At 37.4% G+C, this 24,129-nt stretch carries 29 protein-coding genes; 27 read left to right on the forward strand and 2 right to left on the reverse strand.

Translation table 11 applies throughout. From position 1 onward, the window contains the following. The first annotated feature begins 1 nt into the window (after position 1). The 18 genes from DX933_RS15375 to DX933_RS15460 all read left to right on the forward strand — a co-directional run bounded on the left by DX933_RS15375 (position 2) and on the right by DX933_RS15460 (position 16,407). Positions 2 to 313, forward strand: coding sequence for an rRNA biogenesis protein rrp5 (locus DX933_RS15375; protein ID WP_123317328.1), 312 nt, complete (start codon positions 2 to 4; stop codon positions 311 to 313). Continuing rightward, positions 310 to 1,440 (forward strand): DUF2800 domain-containing protein, encoded by a 1,131-nt coding sequence (locus DX933_RS15380; RefSeq protein ID WP_123317329.1) that lies wholly within the window; start codon positions 310 to 312, stop codon positions 1,438 to 1,440. The genes DX933_RS15375 and DX933_RS15380 overlap by 4 nt, the downstream gene beginning before the upstream one ends. A gap of 2 nt (positions 1,441 to 1,442) precedes the next feature. After that, the gene (locus tag DX933_RS15385) at positions 1,443 to 1,997 is read left to right on the forward strand and encodes a DUF2815 family protein (protein WP_061114387.1); all 555 of its coding nucleotides are present in this window, start codon (positions 1,443 to 1,445) and stop codon (positions 1,995 to 1,997) included. Next, positions 1,994 to 3,928 carry a DNA polymerase gene (locus tag DX933_RS15390; RefSeq protein WP_123317330.1) on the forward strand — a complete coding sequence of 645 codons (1,935 nt, stop codon included), beginning with the start codon at positions 1,994 to 1,996 and terminating at the stop codon, positions 3,926 to 3,928. The genes DX933_RS15385 and DX933_RS15390 overlap by 4 nt, the downstream gene beginning before the upstream one ends. Positions 3,929 to 4,019: 91 nt before the next feature. Next, the gene (locus tag DX933_RS15395; protein WP_449579705.1) at positions 4,020 to 4,799 is read left to right on the forward strand and encodes a phage antirepressor KilAC domain-containing protein; all 780 of its coding nucleotides are present in this window, start codon (positions 4,020 to 4,022) and stop codon (positions 4,797 to 4,799) included. Between the two features lie 18 nt (positions 4,800 to 4,817). Next, on the forward strand, positions 4,818 to 7,163 hold the full coding sequence (locus DX933_RS15400) for a virulence-associated E family protein (protein ID WP_123317331.1): 2,346 nt from the start codon (positions 4,818 to 4,820) through the stop codon (positions 7,161 to 7,163). Positions 7,164 to 7,422: 259 nt separating this feature from the next. Continuing rightward, a complete protein-coding gene (locus tag DX933_RS15405; protein ID WP_123317332.1) occupies positions 7,423 to 7,704 on the forward strand; it encodes a VRR-NUC domain-containing protein in 282 nt (93 codons plus the stop codon). Next, on the forward strand, positions 7,685 to 9,043 hold the full coding sequence (locus tag DX933_RS15410) for a DEAD/DEAH box helicase (protein WP_123317333.1): 1,359 nt from the start codon (positions 7,685 to 7,687) through the stop codon (positions 9,041 to 9,043). Before DX933_RS15405 ends, DX933_RS15410 begins: the two co-directional genes overlap by 20 nt. Next, positions 9,040 to 9,498: a hypothetical protein gene (locus DX933_RS15415; RefSeq protein WP_123317334.1), complete on the forward strand. Its 459-nt coding sequence runs from the start codon at positions 9,040 to 9,042 to the stop codon at positions 9,496 to 9,498. The genes DX933_RS15410 and DX933_RS15415 overlap by 4 nt, the downstream gene beginning before the upstream one ends. 214 nt (positions 9,499 to 9,712) lie before the next feature. Continuing rightward, complete coding sequence (locus tag DX933_RS15420; RefSeq protein ID WP_120021212.1) at positions 9,713 to 10,078, forward strand: HNH endonuclease; 366 nt, start codon at positions 9,713 to 9,715, stop codon at positions 10,076 to 10,078. A 105-nt stretch (positions 10,079 to 10,183) separates the two neighbouring features. Further along, complete coding sequence (locus tag DX933_RS15425) at positions 10,184 to 10,735, forward strand: P27 family phage terminase small subunit (RefSeq protein WP_061114380.1); 552 nt, start codon at positions 10,184 to 10,186, stop codon at positions 10,733 to 10,735. An 18-nt stretch (positions 10,736 to 10,753) separates the two neighbouring features. Next, complete coding sequence (gene metK / locus DX933_RS15430) at positions 10,754 to 11,929, forward strand: methionine adenosyltransferase (RefSeq protein ID WP_123317335.1); 1,176 nt, start codon at positions 10,754 to 10,756, stop codon at positions 11,927 to 11,929. Beyond that, positions 11,910 to 13,148, forward strand: a complete 1,239-nt coding sequence (locus DX933_RS15435; RefSeq protein ID WP_123317336.1) for a site-specific DNA-methyltransferase — start codon at positions 11,910 to 11,912, stop codon at positions 13,146 to 13,148. The genes metK and DX933_RS15435 overlap by 20 nt, the downstream gene beginning before the upstream one ends. Continuing rightward, on the forward strand, positions 13,141 to 14,640 hold the full coding sequence (locus tag DX933_RS15440) for a DNA cytosine methyltransferase (RefSeq protein ID WP_123317337.1): 1,500 nt from the start codon (positions 13,141 to 13,143) through the stop codon (positions 14,638 to 14,640). The genes DX933_RS15435 and DX933_RS15440 overlap by 8 nt, the downstream gene beginning before the upstream one ends. Positions 14,641 to 14,730: 90 nt before the next feature. After that, on the forward strand, positions 14,731 to 15,381 hold the full coding sequence (locus DX933_RS15445) for a virulence protein (protein WP_123317338.1): 651 nt from the start codon (positions 14,731 to 14,733) through the stop codon (positions 15,379 to 15,381). Next, entirely contained in the window at positions 15,378 to 15,605 is a 228-nt protein-coding gene (locus DX933_RS15450) for a DUF4314 domain-containing protein (RefSeq protein WP_123317339.1), read from the forward strand. Before DX933_RS15445 ends, DX933_RS15450 begins: the two co-directional genes overlap by 4 nt. A gap of 102 nt (positions 15,606 to 15,707) precedes the next feature. Then, a complete protein-coding gene (locus tag DX933_RS15455) occupies positions 15,708 to 16,175 on the forward strand; it encodes an amidoligase family protein (protein ID WP_223805995.1) in 468 nt (155 codons plus the stop codon). 10 nt (positions 16,176 to 16,185) lie between these two features. After that, positions 16,186 to 16,407 (forward strand): hypothetical protein, encoded by a 222-nt coding sequence (locus DX933_RS15460; RefSeq protein ID WP_223805996.1) that lies wholly within the window; start codon positions 16,186 to 16,188, stop codon positions 16,405 to 16,407. Positions 16,408 to 16,522: 115 nt separating this feature from the next. On the opposite strand, the gene erm is transcribed toward DX933_RS15460, so the two are convergent. Together erm and ermCL are read right to left on the reverse strand one after the other, a co-directional pair. After that, positions 16,523 to 17,257 (reverse strand): 23S ribosomal RNA methyltransferase Erm, encoded by a 735-nt coding sequence (gene erm / locus DX933_RS15465; RefSeq protein ID WP_123317385.1) that lies wholly within the window; start codon positions 17,255 to 17,257, stop codon positions 16,523 to 16,525. Between the two features lie 60 nt (positions 17,258 to 17,317). Then, positions 17,318 to 17,377 carry a 23S rRNA methylase leader peptide ErmCL gene (gene ermCL / locus DX933_RS15470; protein WP_123317386.1) on the reverse strand — a complete coding sequence of 20 codons (60 nt, stop codon included), beginning with the start codon at positions 17,375 to 17,377 and terminating at the stop codon, positions 17,318 to 17,320. A 305-nt stretch (positions 17,378 to 17,682) separates the two neighbouring features. On the opposite strand from ermCL, the gene DX933_RS15475 reads away from it, so the two are divergent. Genes DX933_RS15475 through DX933_RS15515 form a run of 9 tightly spaced genes read left to right on the forward strand, consistent with a single transcriptional unit; the run spans position 17,683 to position 24,126 of the window. Then, on the forward strand, positions 17,683 to 19,281 hold the full coding sequence (locus DX933_RS15475; protein WP_123317387.1) for a terminase large subunit: 1,599 nt from the start codon (positions 17,683 to 17,685) through the stop codon (positions 19,279 to 19,281). Between the two features lie 21 nt (positions 19,282 to 19,302). Further along, positions 19,303 to 20,589, forward strand: coding sequence for a phage portal protein (locus DX933_RS15480; protein WP_123317340.1), 1,287 nt, complete (start codon positions 19,303 to 19,305; stop codon positions 20,587 to 20,589). Then, complete coding sequence (locus tag DX933_RS15485; protein ID WP_123317341.1) at positions 20,555 to 21,241, forward strand: head maturation protease, ClpP-related; 687 nt, start codon at positions 20,555 to 20,557, stop codon at positions 21,239 to 21,241. Before DX933_RS15480 ends, DX933_RS15485 begins: the two co-directional genes overlap by 35 nt. A 12-nt stretch (positions 21,242 to 21,253) precedes the next feature. Beyond that, positions 21,254 to 22,450: a phage major capsid protein gene (locus DX933_RS15490; protein ID WP_123317342.1), complete on the forward strand. Its 1,197-nt coding sequence runs from the start codon at positions 21,254 to 21,256 to the stop codon at positions 22,448 to 22,450. 18 nt (positions 22,451 to 22,468) lie between these two features. Next, a complete protein-coding gene (locus DX933_RS15495) occupies positions 22,469 to 22,696 on the forward strand; it encodes a Head fiber protein (RefSeq protein ID WP_123317343.1) in 228 nt (75 codons plus the stop codon). Between the two features lie 14 nt (positions 22,697 to 22,710). Further along, complete coding sequence (locus DX933_RS15500; protein WP_061114369.1) at positions 22,711 to 23,019, forward strand: head-tail connector protein; 309 nt, start codon at positions 22,711 to 22,713, stop codon at positions 23,017 to 23,019. Between the two features lie 3 nt (positions 23,020 to 23,022). Further along, on the forward strand, positions 23,023 to 23,358 hold the full coding sequence (locus DX933_RS15505) for a head-tail adaptor protein (RefSeq protein ID WP_061114368.1): 336 nt from the start codon (positions 23,023 to 23,025) through the stop codon (positions 23,356 to 23,358). Then, positions 23,351 to 23,782: an HK97-gp10 family putative phage morphogenesis protein gene (locus tag DX933_RS15510; protein WP_061114367.1), complete on the forward strand. Its 432-nt coding sequence runs from the start codon at positions 23,351 to 23,353 to the stop codon at positions 23,780 to 23,782. The genes DX933_RS15505 and DX933_RS15510 overlap by 8 nt, the downstream gene beginning before the upstream one ends. Further along, positions 23,779 to 24,126, forward strand: coding sequence for a hypothetical protein (locus DX933_RS15515; RefSeq protein WP_123317344.1), 348 nt, complete (start codon positions 23,779 to 23,781; stop codon positions 24,124 to 24,126). The genes DX933_RS15510 and DX933_RS15515 overlap by 4 nt, the downstream gene beginning before the upstream one ends. Positions 24,127 to 24,129: the final 3 nt, after the last annotated feature.

The raw sequence follows: 24,129 nt of genomic DNA on the forward strand, positions 1-24,129 counted from the left end.
TATGAGCAGAACAAAATTACTTCTCGATGTAGTCACTGATTTACAAAATTTAGCTGGTTCACTTCAGACGATTGCTGAAGTGTTGGCGAGTAATGAAGAAACACCACGAACAGAAGAAAAAGCACCAGTAAAAAAAGCGAAGCCGAAAAAAATATCGCTTGAAGAAGTTCGTACATTACTTGCACAAAAGAGCCAAGCGGGTTTTACAGCTGACATTAAAAAGTTACTTGAAAAATACGGTGCAACCAAGCTAAGTGAGATTGAAGAAAAAGACTATGAAGCATTGATGAAAGATGCGGAGGAATTGCAATGACGAAACATGCTATTTTATCCGCTTCAGGGGCACATCGATGGATGAATTGTACTCCATCGGCTCGTCTTGAATTAGAGTTTGAAGATTCCAGTGGTGAAGCTGCCAAGGAAGGAACAGCCGCTCATGAACTAGGAGAACATAAACTTAGAGCTGCATTAAAGATCCTAACGAAAAAGCCAACATCCATTTACGATTCTGAAGAGATGGAGCGTTATACCGATGAATATGTCCAGTTTATTTTAGAAGAATTAGCGGCAGTAAAGCAAATAACAAAAGATCCACTTCTTCTTATTGAACAGCGATTGGACTTTTCGAATTATGTCCCAGAAGGTTTTGGGACAGGTGACTGTGTCATTGTTGCAGATGATGTGGTTCATGTTATTGATTTTAAATATGGACAAGGTGTTTTAGTTGAAGCAGAAAATAACCCGCAAATGATGCTTTATGCATTAGGGGCACTTAATCTATTTGATGCAATTTATGATATCAGTGCAGTAAAAATGACCATCTATCAACCAAGACGTGAAAACATCTCAACTTTTGAAATAAGCAAAACTAGTCTAATAGATTGGGCAGAAAACACACTTAAACCAAAAGCTGAATTAGCGTTCAAAGGTGATGGTGAATTTAAGCCAGGTGAATGGTGTAGGTTTTGTAGGGCGTCTGTGGATTGCAGAGCAAGGGCGGAAGAAAATTTGAAGGTAGCAAAATTTGAGTTTAAAAAACCACCCTTATTAACAGATGGTGAAATTGCTGAAATCTTACTTCATGTAAATGACCTTACTAAATGGGCGAATGAAATATTTGCTTATGCAACGAATGCTGCTGTTCAGCAAGGAAAACAGTGGGCAGGTTTTAAGGTTGTAGAAGGTAGGTCTAATCGTAAATATGCAGATGAAGAAGCGGTAGCTGAAGCCACAAAGAAGGCAGGCTATGAAGATATTTACAAGCAAAGTCTGCTGACAATAACCAACATGGAAAAGCTGATGGGTAAAAAGAAATTTAATGAAGTGCTTGGTGATTTTATTATTAAGCCAAGCGGAAAGCCGACACTTGTTCCGGTATCGGATAAGCGTCCAGAAATAAATATATCAACAGCAAAAAATGAATTTATGGAGGAGAAATAATTATGTCGAAAACAGTAAAAAATCCAACAAAAGTAATTACAGGGGTAGTGCGTTTATCTTATGCCAACGTGTGGGAGCCAAAGTCAATTAATGGTGGAAAAGAAAAGTATAGCGTGAGTGTGATTATTCCAAAAAGTGATACGAAAACTTTAGAGGCAATTGAAAAAGCAGTCGATGCTGCAATTGAAGAAGGTCGTGGAAAGTTTGGTGGGAAGATTCCAAACAAACAGTCGTTAAAATTACCGCTTCGTGATGGAGATATTGATCGTTCGGATGATGAAGCATATGCAGATAGTTTCTTTGTAAATGCAAACAGTATTACACCACCACAGATTGTAGATGCTGATATTAATCCAATTTTAGAGCGTTCAGAAGTTTACTCAGGTGTGTATGCTCGCGTAAGTATTAACTTTTACGCTTTTAACTCCAATGGTAACCGAGGCATTGCCTGTGGTCTTGGTAACATTCAAAAGATTCGTGATGGGGAGCCATTAGGTGGAAGAACGGATGCATCGGTAGACTTTGCTACTGATGTGGATGATGACTTCTTATCATGAAAACAATGCATATCGATGTTGAAACGTATAGTAGTGTGGACCTCGCTAAAAGCGGGGTCTATCGCTATGTGGAGGCAGATGATTTTGAAGTAATGCTATTTGCTTACAGTGTGGATAGTGGACCTGTTCATGTTATTGATTTAGCGAATGGTGAGTTGATTCCACATGAAATCGAACAAGCAATATTTAATAAAGATATAACAAAATGGGCCTTTAATGCTCAGTTTGAACGGATTTGTTTAAGTAAACATTTTAAGCAAGATTTATCACCTGTAGATTGGCGTTGCACAATGGTGTGGTCTGCTTATTTAGGCTTACCGTTATCTTTAGAAGGTGCTGCAATGGTAACGGGAGCAGATAAACAAAAGATGTCGGAAGGAAAAGATTTAATTCGTTTTTTCTCTATTCCTTGTAGACCAACAAAAACAAATGGCGGCCGAACAAGAAATCTAAAAGAACACGATCCTAAGCGATGGGACAGTTTTAAAGCATACAACAAACGTGATGTAGAAACTGAAATTGCGATACAAGATAAACTATCTAAATTTCCAATGCCCGAAGCAGAGTGGGATAACTACCTTCTTGATCAGTTAATTAATGATAGGGGAATAAAGCTAGATTTGGAGTTAGTTGCCCAGGCTATTAAATGTGATGACTTAATTCGCAATCAGTTAATCAGTCGTATGAAGAAAATTACTAAGCTAGAAAACCCGAACTCTGTTAAACAAATGCGTGAATGGTTACAAACAAAAGGTGTAGAAACAGACAGTTTAAATAAGGCAGCTGTAACTCATTTAATTGAAAGTAATGAAGGTGAAATTAAAGAAGTGCTTCAACTGAGAAGACAACTCGCAAAATCAAGCGTGAAAAAATACGCGGCTATGGAAAATGTCGTTTGTCGTGATGGACGAGCGAGGGGATTGATTCAGTTTTACGGTGCAAATCGTACAGGGAGATTTGCAGGAAGGTTAATTCAAGTTCAGAATCTACCGCAAAACCATATATCCGATTTAGACGAAGCACGTGCTTTATTGAAACAAGGTAATTTTGAAGCCTTACAAATTTTATATGAATCTGTTCCGAGTGTACTTTCTCAGCTTATAAGGACCGCATTTGTTCCTATTCGGAACAATCGCTTCATAATCGTTGACTTTAGTGCAATTGAAGCACGTGTGATTGCTTGGATTGCAGGAGAAACATGGAGAAATGAAGTGTTTGCATCACACGGAAAAATCTATGAAGCATCTGCTTCTCAAATGTTTAAAGTTCCCTTGGATGAGATTACTAAGGATAGTCCACTTAGACAAAAAGGTAAAATTGCTGAATTAGCGCTTGGTTATGGTGGTTCTGTTGGTGCGCTGAAATCAATGGGTGCTCTTAGTATGGGACTTGAAGAACATGAATTAAAACCACTTGTTGATGTGTGGCGGCAGTCAAATTCAAAAATAGTGAAATTTTGGTGGGATGTTGATCGTGCAGCAAAAGAAACTGTGAGACAACGAAAAGCACATATGACCCATGGCATTAAGTTTGAATACCAAAGTGGGATGTTACTGATTGGTTTACCTTCAGGTAGATGGCTCTCTTATGTAAAGCCAAGAATAGGGATAAATAGTTTTGGAAATGAATCTGTTTCTTATGAAGGTATTGGTGCGACAAAGAAGTGGGAGCGAATATTTAGCTATGGTCCGAAGTTTGTCGAGAATATTGTGCAGGCTGTTTCAAGAGATTTATTGTGTTTTGCCTTACAGCGCGTTCATGATGAAGGTTTTCGTATTGTCATGCACGTACATGACGAAATTGTCATTGAAGCACCAAACGATGTAACGGTCGAATATATCAGTGATTTAATGAGTGTATCTCCACCTTGGGCAGAAACTTTGGAATTACGTGCGGATGGATTTGATACAAACTTTTATAAAAAAGATTAATTATAGGGGGTTCGAATGCCCCTTTTTCTTCGCATATAGGTGAGGGTAAATTTTCTTTTACTCTACAACTATTTGTAGGAGGTTCATTTATATGATGAACAATATTAAAACTTTTAACTTCGAAGGAAACGAGGTAAGAACATCTTTTAAAGACGGTAATGTTTGGTGGGTTGCAAAAGATGTGTGCGATGTCTTAGGTATTAAAAATAATCGTGATGTTATCGCTCGTTTAGATGCAGATGAAAAGGGTGTAGATACTGTCGACACCCTTGGTGGAAAACAGGAAGTTTCCGTTATAAATGAGAGTGGATTATACAATATTATCTTACTCTCAAGAAAACCAGAAGCTAAAAAATTCAGAAGATGGATTACACATGACGTCCTTCCGTCAATTCGAAAACATGGATTGTACGCAGTGGATGAAGTATTAGCTAATCCAGATATTTTGATTAAAGCGTTAGAAGAATTAAAAGCAGAGCGATTAAAAAATAATCAATTATCAGAAACAGCGAAAGTCCAGGAACAGCAAATTGTTGAAATGAAACCCAAAGCAAGTTATTACGATGTTGTTTTGAATTGTAAAGATGCAGTTGCGATTTCGGTGATTGCGAAAGATTATGGAAAGTCTGCCCGTTGGTTAAATAAATATTTACACGAACAAGGTGTTCAATATAAACAAGGGAAGATTTGGTTGCTTTATCAAAACCATGCAGAGTTTGGTTATACAACAACAAAAACTCACACATTTAAAGATAGCAATGGATATGATCGTTCAAAAGTTCATACTTACTGGACGCAAAAAGGTCGTTTGTTTATTTATGACTTACTAAAAGCAAAAGGAATCTTACCTAAAATTGAAATGGACAGTTAAGCATTGGAGGTAATCGATATGAAAATAGCTGTCGGAAATAGTCGAATGGACAGAAAGTGGAAGAACAAAGATGTAACGTGGGACGAGTTTATTAATCTTGTAAATCAGACAATCCGTACAACTGAAACGGTAGATGAATATAGAAAAATGAATCGTGCAAAACAAGATGCAACAAAGGATGTTGGTGGCTTTGTTGGCGGTGCTTTAAAGCAGGGGAAAAGAAGGAACGGACATGTTTTGTCACGTTCACTTCTTACCCTTGATATGGACTACGCAGTACCTGGTATTTGGGATCAAATTGAACTTCTTTATGATTTTAAATGCTGCGTATATTCAACACATAAACACACTCCTGAAAAACCAAGGCTACGTTTAATTATTCCGTTTAAACGTGATGTTTCGGAAGATGAATATCCAGCGGTCGCAAGAATGGTCGCAAAAGAAATCGGTATTGATTATTTTGATGATACAACATATGAACCCTCAAGATTAATGTACTGGCCATCGACACCTTCAAACGGTGAGTTCTTTTTTGAACAAAAAGATGGTGAGTTATTAGATCCTGATTTCTATTTGTCGAAATATGACGATTGGCGAGATACGACAACATGGCCTGTTTCATCAAGACAATCCGAAGTTGTACAACGAAACATAAAAAAACAAGCTGACCCATTAGAGAAGGATGGTATTATTGGTGCCTTTTGTAGGGCTTATTCTATCGAGGAAGCCATTGATAGTTTTTTATCGCATGTGTATGAACCAAGTTTGATGGAAGGAAGATTTGATTATATACCAGCTGATTCGTCTGCTGGGGTCGTTGTATATAACGGAAAGTTTGCTTATAGCCATCATGCAACAGATCCTGCTTCAGGAAACTTATTGAATGCGTTTGACCTAGTTCGATTGCATTTGTTTCAAGATTTAGATGATAAATCATCTTATTCAACCGCAGTAACAAAACTCCCATCCTTTAAGGCTATGACTGAGTTTGCTTTAAAGGATGAGCTAGTGAAAGTGCAGTTCGCAGAAGAACGTAAAGAACAAGCGGAAATTGAGTTTACAGAAGATGACTGGGAAAGACAACTTGAGCTTGATAAAACAGGTGCAGTTAAAAATACACTTAGAAACCTTACTTTAATTTTGGAACATGATGAAAACCTTCAAGGGATTGTTTTTAATGAGCTATCAGACAACTTGGAGATTGTTAGTCCTGTTCCTTGGTCGCATCCATCTAAATATTGGCGGGATGCGGATGATGCTCAGTTAGTTAGTTATATCGATACGCACTATGGAACGTTTTCAGCTAGAAATTATGATATCGCAATTGCGAAAGTAGCTGATGATAGGTCGTATCATCCGATTCGAGATTATCTCGATGAATTGCCCGAGTGGGATAAAGTGCCACGAGTCGATACATTATTAATTGATTATTTAGGAGCGGATGATAATCCATACGTTCGTGCTGTAACAAGGAAAACATTATGTGCGGCAATATCTAGGGTTCTCACACCTGGCATTAAATTTGATTCAATGCTCGTTTTAAATGGACCACAAGGAGTCGGAAAAAGTACGCTAATTGCAAGGCTTGGTGGTGAGTGGTTTTCAGATAGTTTAAGTTTATCAGATACAAAAGATAAGACAGCTGCTGAGAAGTTACAAGGATACTGGATCATTGAAATCGGAGAACTCGCTGGACTCAAAAAAGCAGAAGTAGAAACATTACGTAGTTTCCTATCAAGACAAAACGACATTTATCGAGCGAGCTTTGCTAAAAGAGTTACACCACATTTAAGGCAATGTGTATTCTTTGGAACAACTAATGCTGAAAAAGGTTATTTAAGGGATACGACAGGTAACAGAAGATTTTGGCCTGTGAAAACTCCAGGTGATGGAGTAAAGAAATCGTGGGAAGTAACTGAAGAAGAAGTGCTGCAAATATGGGCAGAAACACTCGAATACGTGAAGCAAGGTGAAAAGCTGTACCTGGAGCATGATATTGATCAGTTAGCGAAAGAAGAACAACGAATGGCGATGGAATCGGACGAGCGAGAAGGTTTGGTTCGTGAATACCTTGAAACGTTGCTACCTGAAGATTGGGATGAAATGGACTTATTTGAACGTAGAGCATTTATCAATGGAACTGAATTTGGTGATAGTCCAAAACAAGGTGTTTGGAAACGGGAGCATGTTTCTAATATGGAGATTTGGTGCGAATGTTTCCAAAAGGAACGTTCCAATTTAAGACGGATAGATGGTAACGAAATATCTACCATTATGGCGAGCATTGGTGGCTGGACAGGCTTATCAAAGAAAAAGAGACTTCCCATCTACGGAACGCAGTGGGTGTATGAATTAAAAAAGTGACGTTCCAAAAAATCGAGTTTGGAACAAAAACATCACATTGGAACAGAATATTATGTTCCTGGAACAAAATAAAAGAAGTTCGTCACATAGTTAGGAACAGCAATCAACCTATGTCGTATAAGGGTTTGTAAAAAACATGTTCCAATGTTCCAAGAAAAATATGATATTAGGAAAATATAAGAATATAGGATGAAATCACGCAAATACGCATATACGCGCGTAAGAAAGTTTAAAAATGTTTGGAACAGGAGAGTTTGGAATGCGGGAAAAAACGATCGAGTTAAAGTTAAGCGAAGCGATCAAAAATATGAAGGGTTTATCTATTAAACTTACATCACCAGGTTTTGATGGATTGCCTGATCGGTTAGTGTTACTACCAAACGGAAAAATTACCTTTATTGAAGTGAAAGCTCCAGGCAAGAAACTCAGACCGCTTCAATTGAAAAGAAAAGAGCAATTAGAATCACTAGGTTTTATTGTCTTTTGTCTAGATGATCCTAAAAGGATTGGAGAGATGTTGGATGAAATTCAAGCCACATAAATATCAGGAGTTTGCAACAAATTTTATTATAGAAAATCCTATAACGGCAATATTTCTTGAAATGGGTCTCGGTAAAAGTGTGATTACACTGACTGCTATTTATGAATTGATGTTAGAACGATTTGAAGTTGATAGGGTTTTAGTAATCGCACCACTTCGAGTTGCTAGAAATACGTGGCCAGAAGAAATTGAAAAATGGAGTCACTTGAAAGGATTAACTTATGCAGTTGCTGTTGGAACAGAAAAAGAACGACTTGAAGCATTATATTCAGATGCCCACATTTATATCATTAATCGTGAAAATGTAGAGTGGTTGATTGCTAGAAGCGGTATCGATTTTAATTTTGATATGGTCGTTGTAGATGAATTATCATCGTTTAAATCTCATCAATCAAAACGATTTAAAAGTTTGATGAAGGTGAGACCGAATATAAAAAGAATGGTTGGTTTAACAGGAACGCCATCATCGAATGGTTTAATGGACTTATGGGCGGAGTACCGATTACTTGATATGGGTGAAAGATTAGGAAAATTCATCGGACGTTTCAGAGAATCATACTTCGATCCTGACAAAAGAAATCAACATATGATTTTTTCATATAAACCAAAACCAGGGGCAGAAGAAGCGATATATGAAAAAATAAGCGATATCACTATCAGCATGAAAGGGACGGACTATTTAAAACTACCCGATTTAGTCATGAATGAAATGTCTGTTTCGTTAAATCAGAAAGAAAAAGAAACGCTTGATGTCATGAAACGTGATTTGATTACAACGATAAAAGGCGAGGATATAACCGCTTCAAATGCAGCAGTCTTATCAAACAAACTTCTTCAAATGGCAAATGGTGCAGTTTATGGCGATAACGGTTCTGTTACTCAAATACATGACCGAAAACTCGAAATGCTAGAAGATATCATTGAAGCGGCCAATGGTAAACCAGTATTAATTGCTTATTGGTTTAAACACGACCTGCTCCGAATACAAAACCGATTTAAGGTAGAAGTTTTAACAAGTAATGATTCCATTAAAAAATGGAACGAGGGAAAGATTCAAATTGCTGCAATCCATCCCGCATCCGCAGGACATGGTTTGAATTTACAAGCAGGTGGTTCAACACTCGTTTGGTTTGGACTCACTTGGAGCTTAGAACTTTATCAACAAACAAATGCGAGGCTGTATAGGCAAGGGCAAACAGAGACAGTAATTATTCATCATTTAATCGCAAAAGATACAATGGACGAACGAGTGATGGATGCCTTAAATAAAAAGAATAATACGCAGTCAGCACTCATTGATGCAGTGAAAGCAACGTTAAAAGGGGGAATTCTTGTATGAATATTGTATGGCACTACTTGGATAAACGAGCAGCAACGATTGATGTGATAAAAGATTATAATAGTATGAAACACATTATAGATAATACCGATGACGATATTGCAATCCTTCATGATGGAATGATGTCCCCAAGTGCACCAGTGAATGATGGCATGCCGTCTGTTCACAATCCAAAAGCAAATGAAAACCGTATTGCTTATAGCATAGATAAAATTGATGTTCTGAAAGAAAGGTTAAGACAAGCCATCGAATATATGAATTGGTTCCAGCCTGCTTGGGATGAGTTAACCGAAGATGAACAGTTTGTTCTGTATGAATTTTATATGGTGGAAGATCAAAGACGAACCGAAGCTGTGCATACTATTTGCGATTACTTTAAGATTGAAAGGTCATCCGCCTACAACAAAAAGAATAGAGCGTTGGATAGGTTGACACTACTGCTTTATGGCAAGTGAGTAAAATCGCGGATGCATTTAGACATTACGCAGGTTATAGTGGTAGTATGGTAAAAGTATCAAAGAGAAACAAAATGGACCTTTGAATATTCAAGTGAGTAATATTGCGGACGCTTTTTGACTTTGAGCATGTTATGGTATTAATATAGACAAAATATTGAGAGCCTTCGTGGGAGAAATCCTGCGGGGGCTTTTTTGTTTGGAGGTGAAAGTTATGCCAAGGAAACCAAAGCGACCTTGTTCACAGCCAGGATGTCCTGAGTTAACGCATGAACGCTTTTGTGATGAACACCGGAAGGCAGAGGCGAGAAGATATGAAAGGTATCAACGTGATCCAAACACCGCAAAGCGATACGGACGTGCCTGGAAGAGGATACGTGACCGTTACGTTGCAAAGAACCCGCTCTGCGAGGAATGTAAGCGAAACGGGAAGCTGACTCCAGTGCAAGAAGTACACCACATCCTACCGCTGTCAAGAGGTGGAACGCATGACGAAAGCAATCTGATGTCTGTTTGCACACCTTGTCACTCATCGATTACCGCACGAGATGGTGATCGTTGGCGAAGGGGTAGGGGGTAATCAATCTCTACAACTTATGATGTGGACAACGGGCGGGGAACGTCACGCAAAAAGTCGCGATTTCAAAGAGGGTATATAGGGGGCGAGCAGAAATGAGGTGTTGAAATGGCCAAGGATGGAACAAATAGGGGCGGTGCTCGGGTTGGTTCTGGACGTAAAAGAAAGCCATTATACGAAAAATTAGAAGATGGAAATCCAGGTAGACGAAAATTAGAAGTGCTCGAATTTACACATGCACCTGACCTTCAAGGACAAGAAATGCCACCGCCAAGAGAGATGCTATCTGCCACTGAAAAGGACGGTTCAACTCTTGAAGCGGCAGAAATTTATGAAGAAACGTGGAATTGGTTAAATGAAAGGGACTGTGCTCATTTAATCATGCCGCAACTTTTAGAAAGGTATGCTATGAGTGCAGCAAGATGGATGCAGTGCGAGGCAGCTGTGACAGAGTTTGGCTTTTTAGCAAAACATCCAACAACGGGAAATGCTATGCAAAGCCCGTATGTTGCTATGAGTCAAAACTTCATGACACAAACCAATCGACTCTGGTTAGAAATTTATCAAATTATAAGAGAAAACAGTGCAACAGAATTCATTGGTGCGAATCCACAAGATGATATGATGGAGCGTTTATTAACGATGCGTAAAGGCAAATAACTGAAACGAGGTAATGTGATGACGATTAAATATTTAACAGCTGAAAGTGTATGTGCGGGTCATCCGGATAAACTTTGTGATTTAATATCAGATAGTATTTTGGATGCTTGTTTAACAAAAGACAAAGCTTCACGTGTGGCATGTGAGGTGCTTGCGACAAAAGGAAGAATCATCGTGGCGGGCGAAATCTCCTGTAGCGAAAAACTTAATCTTAAAGATGTTGTAAAAAGTGTATTAGTTGATGTGGGTTACAAACCTACAGATTTTAAAATATCTGTATATGTACAGAAACAAAGTACAGATATTGCACAAGCGGTAGATACAGCACTTGAAGCTCGTCAGAGAATCAAAGAGCCTTACGGAACAATTGGCGCAGGTGACCAAGGAACAATGTATGGTTATGCGACAAATGAAACAAAGGAAATGCTGCCATTACCATTAGTGCTTTCACATAAAATTGTAAAACGATTAGATGAAGTCCGCAAAGGAAAAATTATTAAAGGATATTTTCCAGATGGGAAAGCCCAGGTCACAATTGAATATAGAAATAATCAACCAATCAGAGTTAAAACAATTGTTGTATCTGTTCAACATCTTGCTTATAAAAGACAAACAGAAATTGAAAGAGATATTATTGAAAATGTCTTATGGCAGGTTTTTGAAGACTTCCCGTTTGATGAAAATACAGATATTTTAATCAATCCATCAGGGCGATTTGTTGTTGGAGGACCAACAGCTGATACAGGATTAACTGGAAGAAAACTGATGGTTGACACTTACGGAGGTTTTACAGCGCATGGTGGCGGGGCATTTTCAGGAAAGGATCCTACCAAAGTTGATAGAAGTGGTGCTTATATGGCAAGGCATATTGCCAAGCACATCGTGTGGTGCGATTACGCAGAGAAATGTGAGGTAAGTATTTCATATGCTATCGGAAAGGCGAATCCTGTCGCATTTTCAATAAATACATTTGGGACGGGAAAAGTTTCTGATTCAATACTTGAACAAGCAGCTCTAGCAGTATTTAACTTAAAACCAGCAGCGATTATTGAATACTTACAGTTGCGAGATGTTCAGTATGCCGATACAGCAGTTTATGGCCATTTCGATAGTTGGTTATTCCCATGGGAAGACGTGAAAAGGTATAAAGAATTTAATCAGGCGGTGAGTAAATATGATAATAGAGAAGATTGAAGTTAAAAAGCTTATTCCCGCTGATTATAATCCGAGAAAAGATTTACAACCAGGCGATAGCGAATATGAAAAAATAAAACGTTCACTCGAGGAGTTTGGATATGTTGATCCAGTCATTTGGAACAAGACAACTGGCAGAGTAGTTGGTGGGCATCAACGGTTGAAAGTTTTGGCAAGTATGGGAAGAACTGAAGTCGAGTGTGTCGTGGTTGAATTAAATGAAGAAAAAGAGAAAGCATTAAACGTTGCTTTAAATAAAATTAGCGGTGATTGGGATAAAGAAAAATTAGCTGTACTTATGACAGATTTAGATGCAGCAGACTTTGATGTTTCACTCACAGGTTTTGACGCTGCTGAAATTGATGATTTGTTTAAAGATACACTTCGAGATGGAGTAGAAGATGATGACTTTGATGTCGAAGAAGAACTTCAAAATCCACCAATAACGATGCAAGGTGATGTGTGGCTTTTAGGTAGACATCGACTCGTATGCGGGGACAGTACGAAAAAAGAAACTTTTGAAAAGTTAATGGAGGATAAAAAGGCAAACTTGGTTGTCACTGATCCACCTTATAATGTTGATTATGAAGGTAGTGCAGGGAAAATTAAAAACGACAATATGAATAACGATACATTTTACCAGTTTCTATTGGATGCTTTTACGAACACGGAAGATGCACTTGCGAAAGATGGCAGCATTTATGTGTTTCATGCGGATACAGAAGGACTTAATTTCCGTAAGGCATTTGAAGAAGCTGGTTTTTATTTATCTGGAACTTGTATCTGGAAGAAACAATCGCTTGTACTTGGTCGCTCACCTTATCAGTGGAAACACGAACCGATATTATTTGGTTGGAAAAAGAAAGGTAGGCATCGTTGGTATTCAGATAGGAAACAATCGACCATTTGGGAATTTGATAAACCAAAACGAAATGCCGATCATCCAACGATGAAACCAATTGCTTTAATTGCCTATCCGATTATGAATTCAAGTTTAACAAATAGTATTGTACTAGATCCATTTGGTGGTTCTGGTTCGACTTTAATCGCATCGGAACAAACAGACCGAATATGTTACATGATTGAATTAGATGAAAAATATTGTGATGTGATTGCGAAAAGATACATTGAACAAGTTGGAACAGATGAAGATGTGTATGTTATTCGAAATAATAAAAAGATTGCTTATAGCGAACTTGAGGTGAGTGAAAGTGCGTAAACTTACCTTAGGTTCGCTTTTTGATGGCTCGGGTGGGTTTCCACTTGCTGGTCTAATAAGCGGCATTGAACCGAGATGGGCATCTGAGATTGAACCATTTCCGATTCGAGTTACATCAAAACGAATACCACAAATGAAGCATTTAGGGAATATCAGTTCAATTAATGGAGCTGATATTGAACCAGTCGATGTTATCACGTTTGGTTCACCATGTACGGATTTATCAATTGCAGGAAAACGAGCAGGACTAGACGGAAGTCAGTCCTCTTTATTTTATGAAGCGATGCGAATTATAAAGGAAATGAGGTGTAAAACAAATGGTGAATATCCAAGATACGCAGTGTGGGAAAATGTCTGTGGAGCCTTCTCCTCAAATAAAGGAGAAGACTTCAAAAGTGTCATCGAGGAATTCAGTACGGTCAAGACCGAGAAAGTTGATATCCCTAAACCGGATAAATGGGAAAACGCAGGAGAAGTGTTGGGAGATAACTACTCAATTGCCTGGCGAGTCCTTGATGCTCAATATTGGGGAGTACCCCAGCGAAGAAAACGAATCTTTCTTGTCGCAGATTTTAATGGAAGAAGTGCATCCAAAATATTATTTGAGTCAGAGAGCTTGCGAGGGTATTTTACGCAGAGCAAAACAGCGGAGCAAGGAACTACCGGAGATACTTCAAAAAGTTCTAAAGAAACAAGCAATATCTGCTTAAATGACCAAGGTGGTAGCCGAATGGATGTAACCAAAGGGGTAACAGCAACTTTACGAGCAAAATCAAATCATCCTCCACTTGTATTCGATAACCATGGAAGGGATGCAAGAATTAAAGGACCGGTTGATGTTGCCCAGACCGTTGTGTCGTTATATGGAACTGGTGGAAACAATCAGCCATTTGTTTTAGAGAAACCGAGAACCTTTGATATTCGTTTGACATCTGAAGGAACGGTTAACGTTCGAGCAAATATTTATGAAAGTGATGTGTCAAGAACAATAGATACATCTGGTAACTCACCAAACAGTAATCAAGGCGGAATTGCAATTGTGAGTAGTAAAGATGAATTAAGAAAAGGAAAACAATCAACCTATTCATCTAGTAAAAACTCACATTTTACAAGCGCAGAAAAAGAACTTGCTAGTACGCTTGTTGCTACTGATTATAAGGATCCACCATTAGTAAACGTAGAAGATTTAATTGTGAGAAGATTGACTCCCACTGAGTGCGGGAGATTGCAAGGTTTCCCAGATGGATGGTGTGGAAACTTGGAAGATGATAACCCCTCGGATGACGAGATTAACTTTTGGGAGAGAGTGTGGGAAACGCACCGACAGTTAATCAGTAAAAATAAACGACCTAAAACTCGAAAGCAAATCATTAAATGGTTAAGCCAGCCACATTCTGACACTGCTGAATATAAAATGTGGGGAAATGGAGTCGCACTTCCTTGTGTTATATATGTTTTAACTGGAATCGCTAAGCAATTAAATAAGGATTAGAAAGTCAGATGGAATCTGTTCAAAACACTTGATATAAACACCTTTTAGAGTGATATATGTATGTACCAAAATTGAAAGGTGGAATAAAAAATGATTGTAAAATTTAATGTGAAGGGAAAGGAACGGAAAAAGCTAGTCGAATCTGTAAGCGAACATTTGAATATTCCTTTTGATTACAAAGGAACACCAAGCTTTGCATATCAGATTGGAGATTATGTAGTTGATAGGTTTGGCACATTGGAAGGACCTTCTAATGAAGCGTTAATCCAAACATTAGAAAGTAAATATAGCTTTGAAGCAGAGCGGCATGAGCAAGCGGAAACTTATACACTTTCCATTGAATACCCGCGGGAAGCCTTTGATGAACAAACAATAGAGAATTTAGAAAAACTGATTCAGAGTAAAAACACATTAATTAAACAGGCACTAGCTATTGAATCAACTAGGATTGAACTAGAAGATGACCGTATAAACTTTCCTTGGTTTGAGCGAGAATTGACACCTAATGAACTAGAAACATACACAAAATTCATTGTCGCATTATGCGAAACAGCCCTGAAACAAAAACGAGTGACGGCAGTTGAAAAACAAGTCGAAAACGAAAAATATGCATTTCGATGCTTCCTGTTAAAGCTGAATTTTATAGGCGATGAATATAAAACTGACAGAAAGCTTCTGATGTCAAAGTTGTCAGGTGATTCTTCATTTAAAAGAACAAAAAAGATGGAGGAAGCTTCATGAACAATATAACGAAAGAATCGCTGACCAAGTTAAAAAAACAATATAAGCCCGGAACAAGGGTACGTTTAATTGAAATGGATGATCCATATTCAAATCTAATTCCAGGAGATGAAGGAACAGTTTCTGACGTTGATGATATTGGAACAATACACATAAAATGGGATAAAGGAAGTTCACTCGGGATTGTATTTGGAGTCGATAAGTGTCTAATCATCGAACAATAAAAATACATCCGAATAAGTGTAGATAATACTTGCTATATAAGGCTTTTAGAGTGATATATGTATGTAACAAAAACACACATCACTCTAAAAGGGGATGATAAAATGTTAAACGCAAAGTTTGGAATTGAAATTGAATTTACAGGAATTACAAGAGAAAAAGCGGCGAAGGTAGCGGCAAAGTTTCTTGAAGGAGAATACATCGAAGGTGGAACATATTACGATGTAAAGAAAGTGATGGCTCCAGACGGACGGATATGGGAATTTGTTTATGACGGAAGTATTCGAACGCAAGTTAGTCGAAACGGTAGAAGGGTTAACGCAAACAGAGATTATAGCGTTGAGATTGTAAGCCCAATTCTAACCTACCGAAAAGACATTGACACTTTACAGGAGCTTGTTCGAAGGATACGAAAAGCCGGCGCCTTTACAAATTCATCTTGCGGCATTCACATTCACTTAGATGGGAGCCCACATACACCAAGAAGCATTAGAAATTTTATAAACATCATCGCAAGTAGAAACGATTTGTTTTACAAGGCACTAGAAATTAAGATGGCCACATCTGTATAGAAAAGAAATGATGAAAGTTAAAGTAGATAAAAAGACAGTAAATGCGATGGTCTATATTATGAATGAAGGCAGACCACTTGAGCAGCCGAGTTGTTACTATTACTCAACCATTTTAGAAGGTTATCAAAGCGCAGGATTTGATGTCGAATATTTACGTAGAGCAGTTGAGAATTCATATAAAAAAGACGGTGTTACTTTAGAAAACGAATCTAATGGAGGGAAATTAGTGTAGTCCGAATAATATGATAATATATAAGCAAAGTTGAACACACTAGGTGAATGGAAAATACCAAAAAAGGACTGCCTAGATGGCAATCCTTTTTATTAAATGCTAAGGAATTTGTCACTTAGTTATTAAACAATTTATAGCTATTAAATACTGATAAAAATTGTTCGAAGTTAATGTTCCTTAAATCCTTTATTTTTGCATAACTTAAGGCTTTATTAAACTGGTTTTTAGTAAATAGTTCTCTGTATTCTTGGTTAACCCATTTCATAACAAAATTATTATATATTTTTTTATCTTTGTGTGATATTTTTGATGGGTGTCTTTTTAACATAATTAAAGAACTATTAATTTTAGGTTTTGGATGAAAGTATTCTTTAGGGATTTTACTTAATATGGATATATCTACTTCAGTCATTAAAAGTAACGCTAGAGAACGATTTGTATTGAGTAGCCTTTTAGCAAATCCTTCCTCGACTATTAAGTAACTAACTGTCGCATTACTTTCAAAGACAATTTTTCGTACTATATCCGTACTTATATAATAAGGTATATTACCATAGATTTTATATGTTCTGTTGTTTGGGAACTTGAACTGTAATATATCCTTATTTATAATTCGAAAATTATCGTAATTTGTAACTTTATTTTGTGTTTGAATACATAAATTTGAATCTATCTCGATAGCTGTTACATAATTACATTTTTGAACCAGTTCTAGTGTGAAATGGCCTTTTCCTGAACCAATTTCAAAAACATTATCATTTCTATTTAATTCTAAATTACTCATAATTTTATTTATATGTCGTTTCGAGGTAATAAAGTTTTGACTAAATTTTATCTCTTTTTTGTTGATTATAACCCACTCCAATGTGGTTATAATGAATTTTCTATATTAACAATTCATTATAACCAATTATTTTTCATTTGGTTGATAATGAACTGTATTTATTACAAAAATGCTAAAAATACCCAAGTGCTAATTCTCCTTCCGTTTTAAGTGCTAATTCTCCTTCCGTTTTAAGTGTTAAAACTTAGACGAAAATGGAGAAGTCAATTACAAATAATGAACAATTACCCATTTAAATTCCTCCTTGTTAAACCTAAAGTTATTTTAACACATAAATTGTGAATTAAACAGTGAATATTGTTCTGCAAAAGGGTACAGATTGTGGAACAATTAAATAGATGTCTTAAGCTCAGATAGCAATCTGGGCTTTTTTGTCGTGCAAAACTTTATAAATTCATTTAGTTTTTTTATTTGCTAAGGGGGTGGTTATAATTAGAAAGCTAGAAATTTATAAACCAACAATCTTTAAAGCTGAACAATCTTACTACGATAAGGATGCTGCTGATATGGCAGTAAACTTTATAAGTTATTTAAAACATACAAAAGGTGAATGGTTTGGAAAAAACTTTGACTTGATAGATTGGCAGGAGCAGATTATTCGAGATGTATTTGGAACGATGAAGCCGAATGGCTATCGCCAGTTTAATACTGCCTATATTGAGATAGCCAAGAAACAAGGAAAGTCAGAACTTGCCGCTGCGGTTGCCTTACTTTTAACATGTGGCGATTTTGAACATGGTGGAGAAGTGTATGGATGTGCTGCGGATAGGCAACAAGCATCGATTGTATTTGACGTTGCAGTCGATATGGTGGAACAATCACCCGCACTTAAAGCTAGATTTAAACCAGTGTTGTCACAAAAACGTTTAATTTATAAACCTTTAGGGAGTTTCTATCAAGTATTGTCAGCTGAAGCTTACACAAAACATGGGTTGAACGTTCATGGGGTTGTATTTGACGAACTTCATGCGCAACCTAATCGAAGGTTATATGATGTTATGACACATGGTTCAGGGGACGCAAGGAAACAACCACTGTACTTTTTAATCACTACTGCAGGAAATGACCAACATTCAATATGTTACGAAGTACATCAAAAAGCAAAAGATGTACTTGAAGGAAGAAAAATAGACCCTACTTTTTATCCTGTTATCTATGGTGCAGAGGAAGATGATGATTGGACAGATCCAGAAGTTTGGAAGAAGGCAAACCCGTCACTAGGAATTACAGTAGATATTGAGAAAGTTGAACAAGCGTGTGAAAGTGCGAAACAGAATCCTGCTGAGGAGAACTTGTTTAGGCAGTTAAGACTGAATCAATGGGTAAAACAATCTGTCAGATGGATGCCAATGGAAAAGTGGGATAGATGTAGTTTGCCAGTTGACCCTGAAAGTTTAATTGGCAGAGAGTGCTATGCGGGTTTAGACTTATCATCGACAACAGACATCACAGCATTTGTTTTAATCTTTCCACCAGAATATGAAGATGATAAATATGTAATATTGCCATACTTTTGGGTACCAGAAGAAAACATCAGACAACGTGTGGATAGGGACAGAGTACCTTATGATGTGTGGGAACAACAGGGACATATGCAAACAACGGAAGGGAACGTTGTTCATTATGCTTATATTGAAAAATTCATTGAAGAATTAGGAAAGAAATACAACATTAAAGAAATTGCATTTGACCGTTGGGGTGCTGTTCAGATGACGCAAAACCTTGAAGGTTTAGGATTTACTGTAGTTCCTTTTGGACAAGGTTTTAAAGATATGAGCCCATCATCAAAAGAGTTGATGAAATTAACATTAGAAGAAAAACTTGCTCATGGCGGACATCCAGTTTTACGTTGGATGATGGATAACATTCATGTTCGAACGGATCCAGCTGGAAACATTAAACCTGACAAGGAAAAATCAACGGAAAAGATTGATGGTGCGGTGGCAACAATTATGGCACTCGACCGAGCGATAAGAAGAAGCGGAACAAGTGATTCCGTTTATGATGATAGAGGATTGATTGTGTTCTAACGTTGAGGAGGTGATGTTCATATGCGGTGGTTTACAAATTTATTTAAAGCAAGAGATAAACCACAAAACTATTCATTTGGGAGCAATTATAGTTTCATCTTTGGAAATTCTAGTAGTGGAAAATCCGTTAATGAATTTACAGCAATGCAAATGACTGCAGTATATTCGTGTGTACGCATATTAGCTGAAGCGGTAGCTGGTTTACCACTGCACTTATATAAGTACACAGATACAGGTGGGAAGGAAAAAGCAATATCCCATACCTTATATTTTTTACTTCATGACGAACCAAATCCTGAGATGAGTTCATTTGTGTTTAGAGAAACATTAATGACTCATCTTTTATTATGGGGAAATGCGTATGCTCAGATCATTCGCAATGGAAAAGGGGAGGTTATTGCACTTTACCCACTTATGCCAAATAAAATGTCAGTCGAAAGAGATGCGAGAGGTAATCTGTATTATTTATACACAAAAACATTTGAGGAAATGAATGGGTCAGAGAAGACAACTATTGCATTAAAAGCTGAAGATGTACTTCATATACACGGACTTGGTTTTGATGGTTTAGTTGGATATTCACCAATTGCGATGGCTAAAAATGCAGTGGGTCTAGCAATGGCAACTGAGGAATATGGTGCAAAGTTTTTTGCTAATGGAGCGGCACCAGGTGGTGTCTTAGAACATCCGGGAACTATCAAGGACCCCCAAAGAGTAAAGGATAGTTGGAATAAAGCTTATCAAGGTTCAAGTAATGCCCATCGAGTAGCTGTATTAGAAGAAGGGATGAAGTATCAACAAATCGCAATTGCACCCGATCAAGCACAATTTCTTGAAACAAGAAAATTTCAGATTAACGAGATTGCTCGAATTTTCCGAGTGCCACCTCACATGGTAGGTGACTTGGAAAAGTCGAGCTTTTCTAATATAGAGCAACAATCGTTAGAATTCGTTAAATACACACTTGATCCATGGGTTATTCGGTGGGAACAAGCAATTAGTCGTTCACTATTTACTAAAAGTGAAAAGAAAGCGTACTTTGTGAAATTTAATGTGGATGGATTGCTTAGAGGTGATTATGCCTCACGAATGAGCGGCTATGCAACAGCAAGGCAAAATGGCTGGATGAGTGCTAATGATATTCGTGAACTCGAGAACTTAGACCGAATACCAGATGAACTTGGGGGAGACTTATATTTAATCAATGGGAATATGACGAAACTTCAAGACGCAGGTGTGTTTGCAAAGAAATATGAAAAGGAGGAAACCGAAGATGAAGAAGTTTTGGAATTGGACAAAAGAAAATGAAACTGACAAGCGAACCCTTCATTTATATGGAGCAATAGCAGAGGAAAGTTGGTTTGATGATGAAGTCACACCATCTGCCTTTAGGGATGAACTCGTGCAAGGCAAAGGTGATATCGAAGTTTGGATTAATTCTCCGGGGGGTGACTGTATTGCAGCTGCACAAATTTACAACATGTTAATGGAGTATCCAGGTGATGTCACTGTCAAAATTGACGGCATTGCCGCATCGGCAGCATCTGTGATTGCGATGGCAGGCACTGAAATTCAAATGTCACCAACGTCCCTAATGATGATTCATAATCCATTTACTGTTGCAATTGGTGATAGTGAAGAAATGAAAAAGACGGTGCATATGCTTGGTGAAGTAAAAGAAAGCATTATTAACGCTTATGAAATTAAAACAAGTTTATCAAGAAATAAACTATCGGAATTAATGGATGCTGAAACGTGGCTTAATGCACATAAAGCAATTGAACTCGGATTTGCGGATGCCATTATGTTCGCAAATGGTAAAGATGAAAACCAACCTGAAAATAGTTTCGTTTTTAGTAGGCGAGCAGTTACAAATTCACTGTTAAACAAAATACAAAAACCACAAGTAAAACAATCAGTTGAGCCGCTTTATGAGCGGCTTAATTTATTGAAATATTAGGAGGAAATCAATATGAATAAAATTTTAGAATTACGAGAGAAGAGAGCAAAAGCATGGGAGGCAGCTAAGGCATTTTTAGATACAAAACGAGGAAGTGATGGTTTAGTATCAGCTGAAGATGCGCAGATGTACGATCGTATGGAAGAAGATATTATGAATCTAGGTAAAGAAATCCAACGATTAGAAAGGCAAGAAGCATTAGATGCAGAGTTAAATCGACCAATAAATACACCTATCATTGGTAAACCTTCTGTGCCAGGCATGGAATCAAAAGAAGGTCGAGCGTCAGACGAATATAAAAATGCATTTTGGAATGCAATGAGAAGTAAAGCGCCAACACAAGAAGTTATGAACTCACTTTCCGTAGGAACTGACTCGGAAGGTGGTTTTTTAGTTCCAGATGAATTTGAGCGTACACTTGTTCAAACGTTAGAAGAAGAAAATGTATTCCGTCAATTAGCAAAAGTAGTTAAGACATCGAGTGGTGACCGTAAGATTCCAGTTGTAACAACGAAAGGGTCTGCTGCATGGCTTGATGAGGGAGAAGAATTTGAAGAAAGTGACTCAGCATTTGGACAAACATCCATCGGAGCGTACAAGCTTGGTACAATGTTAAAGGTTTCAGATGAATTGTTAAATGATAGTGTGTTTAATTTAGAGAACTATATTTCAACTGAGTTTGCTCGAAGAATTGGTGCTAAAGAGGAAGAGGCATTTCTTGTAGGTAATGGCGAAGGAAAACCAACGGGAATCTTTAATGATACTGGCGGTGCTGAACTTGGAGTAACAGCAGCATCTACCACAGCTATTACTGCAGATGAGATTATTGATTTAGTGTTTTCTTTGAAGGCGCCTTATCGTAAAAATGCAGTATTCATTATGAATGATGCAACAGTAAAAGCAATTCGAAAATTAAAAGATGGTCAAGGTCAGTACTTATGGCAACCATCACTAACTGCCGGTACACCAGATACGTTATTGAATCGTCCAGTATTCACTTCAGCTTATGCACCGACTATTGAAACGAAAGCAAAGTCTATCGCCTTTGGTGATTTCGGATATTATTGGATTGCAGACAGACAAGGTCGTTCATTCAAGCGTTTAAACGAACTTTTTGCAACAACAGGGCAAGTTGGTTTCCTAGCAAGTCAACGTGTCGATGGAAAGTTAATCTTGCCAGAAGCAATTAAAGTCTTACAACAAAAATAAATTAAGGAGTAGAATGCGATGGGGTATAACGTTAAGAATTATACGGAACAAGGCGGAGAAAAAACGGTTATTGGTGGAGAGCTTGTTATTGAAGAAGGAGCGAAGGTTACTGGCCTTCCTTCTTCTTCAAATGAAAAAATGGTAAATCAATCAGATAGTACAGCAGAAACAGTAGAAGATTTAGTTGCCGATTTTAATGCATTACTATCAAAATTAAAAACATCTGGTTATATGTCAGATAATTAAAGGTGGTGTTAGTGATGACATTACTAGAAAAAGTAAAAGCTAATTTAATACTCCAACATGATAAAGATGATGCTTTAATAGAAATGTACATCACTGCAGCCATATCTTATGCAGAAAGTTACCAACATATTAAAGAAGGCACATATTTAGATGAGAATATGCCCGCGACAACGGAACAAGCGGTTATCATGTTGGCATCACACTTTTACGAAAGTCGAGATGGCAGTACAGGTGGATTTTTCGCAGATAGCGCACTTGCTGGAGAGCAAGTTTGGAAAACAGTCAACCTTTTATTAAGGCTAGATAGAGATTGGAAGGTATAGCGTATGAGTTTTGGTAAAATGCGTACATTTATCGATATCGTAACACGTGAAATTGTAAAAGATGAAGAGTCTTTCAGTGAAGAAACCGATAGAATCCTAGCATCTGTGACAGCATACAAAGAAGAACGCTTTGGTAGTAAGACTTGGGCAAATAGGGCAGCCTTTTCTGAAGCGAATGCGTTATTTCGTTTTAGAAACATTCCCGATTTAACCATTAAACCGAAAATGTTTATTGTATGTGATGATGGGCGATATGAAGTAGTAAGCGTTGATAATGTGAAAAATAGAAATATGTATATCGAGGTTTTAACAAAAAAGGTGGTGGCATCAGATGGCTAAAGTTAATATTAAAATGCCAGAAGAATTCTTGATGAAGATTTCAAGATTGGGAAGTAAAACAGATGAAATCGTTCCGAGGGTTCTTGAAGCAGGTGGAGAAATTGTATTAGATAAAATGAAGTCTAATTTAAGCTCGGTTATTGGGAAGGACACAAAACTTCCGAGTAGATCAACTGGTGAGTTGGTATCTGCATTAGGAGTATCACCTGCCTTAGTTGACCGAAGAGGAAATCATAATGTTAAAGTAGGGTTTAATGAACCACGTAAAGATGGGGTTAGCAACGCTAAATTAGCTAATATAATCGAATACGGAAAATCGGGTCAACCTGCAAAGCCATTTTTAAAACCAGCAAGAAGAACATCAAGGCAACCTTGTATGGATGCGATGATTAAAAAATTGGAAGAAGAAGTGGAAAGCATATGAATGTATTAGCCGAAGTAACTCAAATTGCGGAACAATGTGGTATTCCAGTTGAAACAGGTATCTTTTCAGATACTGCTCCTGATTTATACATTGTAATCACACCAATCGTTGATATGTTTGAATTACATGCAGATAATATTCCAAAGTATGATGTACAAGAAGTTAGGGTTTCGTTGTTTTCAAAAAAGAATTATACATCAATTAAAAATAGTTTAGTCCGCACTCTTTTGGGTGCGGATTTTGTTATAACAGATAGGAGATATATCGGTCATGAAGATGATACTGGATATCATCATTTAGCTATTGATGTGGCAAAATATTATGAATTTGAAATGGAGGAATAATTT

The organism is Ornithinibacillus gellani, assembly GCF_003730295.1.
Classification (GTDB): domain Bacteria; phylum Bacillota; class Bacilli; order Bacillales; family Amphibacillaceae; genus Ornithinibacillus_A; species Ornithinibacillus_A gellani.

Bases quoted from the DNA above. Each gene is read 5' to 3' on its own strand.
- DX933_RS15400 (WP_123317331.1), top strand. From the start codon at position 4,818: ATGAAAATAGCTGTCGGAAATAGTCGAATGGACAGAAAGTGGAAGAAC.
- DX933_RS15455 (WP_223805995.1), top strand. From the start codon at position 15,708: ATGTTAAACGCAAAGTTTGGAATTGAAATTGAATTTACAGGAATTACA.
- DX933_RS15435 (WP_123317336.1), top strand. From the start codon at position 11,910: ATGATAATAGAGAAGATTGAAGTTAAAAAGCTTATTCCCGCTGATTAT.
- DX933_RS15490 (WP_123317342.1), top strand. From the start codon at position 21,254: ATGAATAAAATTTTAGAATTACGAGAGAAGAGAGCAAAAGCATGGGAG.
- DX933_RS15410 (WP_123317333.1), top strand. From the start codon at position 7,685: ATGAAATTCAAGCCACATAAATATCAGGAGTTTGCAACAAATTTTATT.
- DX933_RS15420 (WP_120021212.1), top strand. From the start codon at position 9,713: ATGCCAAGGAAACCAAAGCGACCTTGTTCACAGCCAGGATGTCCTGAG.
- DX933_RS15505 (WP_061114368.1), top strand. From the start codon at position 23,023: ATGAGTTTTGGTAAAATGCGTACATTTATCGATATCGTAACACGTGAA.
- DX933_RS15485 (WP_123317341.1), top strand. From the start codon at position 20,555: ATGAAGAAGTTTTGGAATTGGACAAAAGAAAATGAAACTGACAAGCGA.
- DX933_RS15405 (WP_123317332.1), top strand. From the start codon at position 7,423: ATGCGGGAAAAAACGATCGAGTTAAAGTTAAGCGAAGCGATCAAAAAT.
- DX933_RS15385 (WP_061114387.1), top strand. From the start codon at position 1,443: ATGTCGAAAACAGTAAAAAATCCAACAAAAGTAATTACAGGGGTAGTG.
- DX933_RS15425 (WP_061114380.1), top strand. From the start codon at position 10,184: ATGGCCAAGGATGGAACAAATAGGGGCGGTGCTCGGGTTGGTTCTGGA.
- DX933_RS15390 (WP_123317330.1), top strand. From the start codon at position 1,994: ATGAAAACAATGCATATCGATGTTGAAACGTATAGTAGTGTGGACCTC.
- DX933_RS15510 (WP_061114367.1), top strand. From the start codon at position 23,351: ATGGCTAAAGTTAATATTAAAATGCCAGAAGAATTCTTGATGAAGATT.
- DX933_RS15480 (WP_123317340.1), top strand. From the start codon at position 19,303: ATGCGGTGGTTTACAAATTTATTTAAAGCAAGAGATAAACCACAAAAC.
- DX933_RS15395 (WP_449579705.1), top strand. From the start codon at position 4,020: ATGATGAACAATATTAAAACTTTTAACTTCGAAGGAAACGAGGTAAGA.
- DX933_RS15445 (WP_123317338.1), top strand. From the start codon at position 14,731: ATGATTGTAAAATTTAATGTGAAGGGAAAGGAACGGAAAAAGCTAGTC.
- DX933_RS15375 (WP_123317328.1), top strand. From the start codon at position 2: ATGAGCAGAACAAAATTACTTCTCGATGTAGTCACTGATTTACAAAAT.
- metK (WP_123317335.1), top strand. From the start codon at position 10,754: ATGACGATTAAATATTTAACAGCTGAAAGTGTATGTGCGGGTCATCCG.
- DX933_RS15495 (WP_123317343.1), top strand. From the start codon at position 22,469: ATGGGGTATAACGTTAAGAATTATACGGAACAAGGCGGAGAAAAAACG.
- DX933_RS15450 (WP_123317339.1), top strand. From the start codon at position 15,378: ATGAACAATATAACGAAAGAATCGCTGACCAAGTTAAAAAAACAATAT.
- DX933_RS15415 (WP_123317334.1), top strand. From the start codon at position 9,040: ATGAATATTGTATGGCACTACTTGGATAAACGAGCAGCAACGATTGAT.
- DX933_RS15460 (WP_223805996.1), top strand. From the start codon at position 16,186: ATGAAAGTTAAAGTAGATAAAAAGACAGTAAATGCGATGGTCTATATT.
- DX933_RS15500 (WP_061114369.1), top strand. From the start codon at position 22,711: ATGACATTACTAGAAAAAGTAAAAGCTAATTTAATACTCCAACATGAT.
- DX933_RS15515 (WP_123317344.1), top strand. From the start codon at position 23,779: ATGAATGTATTAGCCGAAGTAACTCAAATTGCGGAACAATGTGGTATT.
- DX933_RS15380 (WP_123317329.1), top strand. From the start codon at position 310: ATGACGAAACATGCTATTTTATCCGCTTCAGGGGCACATCGATGGATG.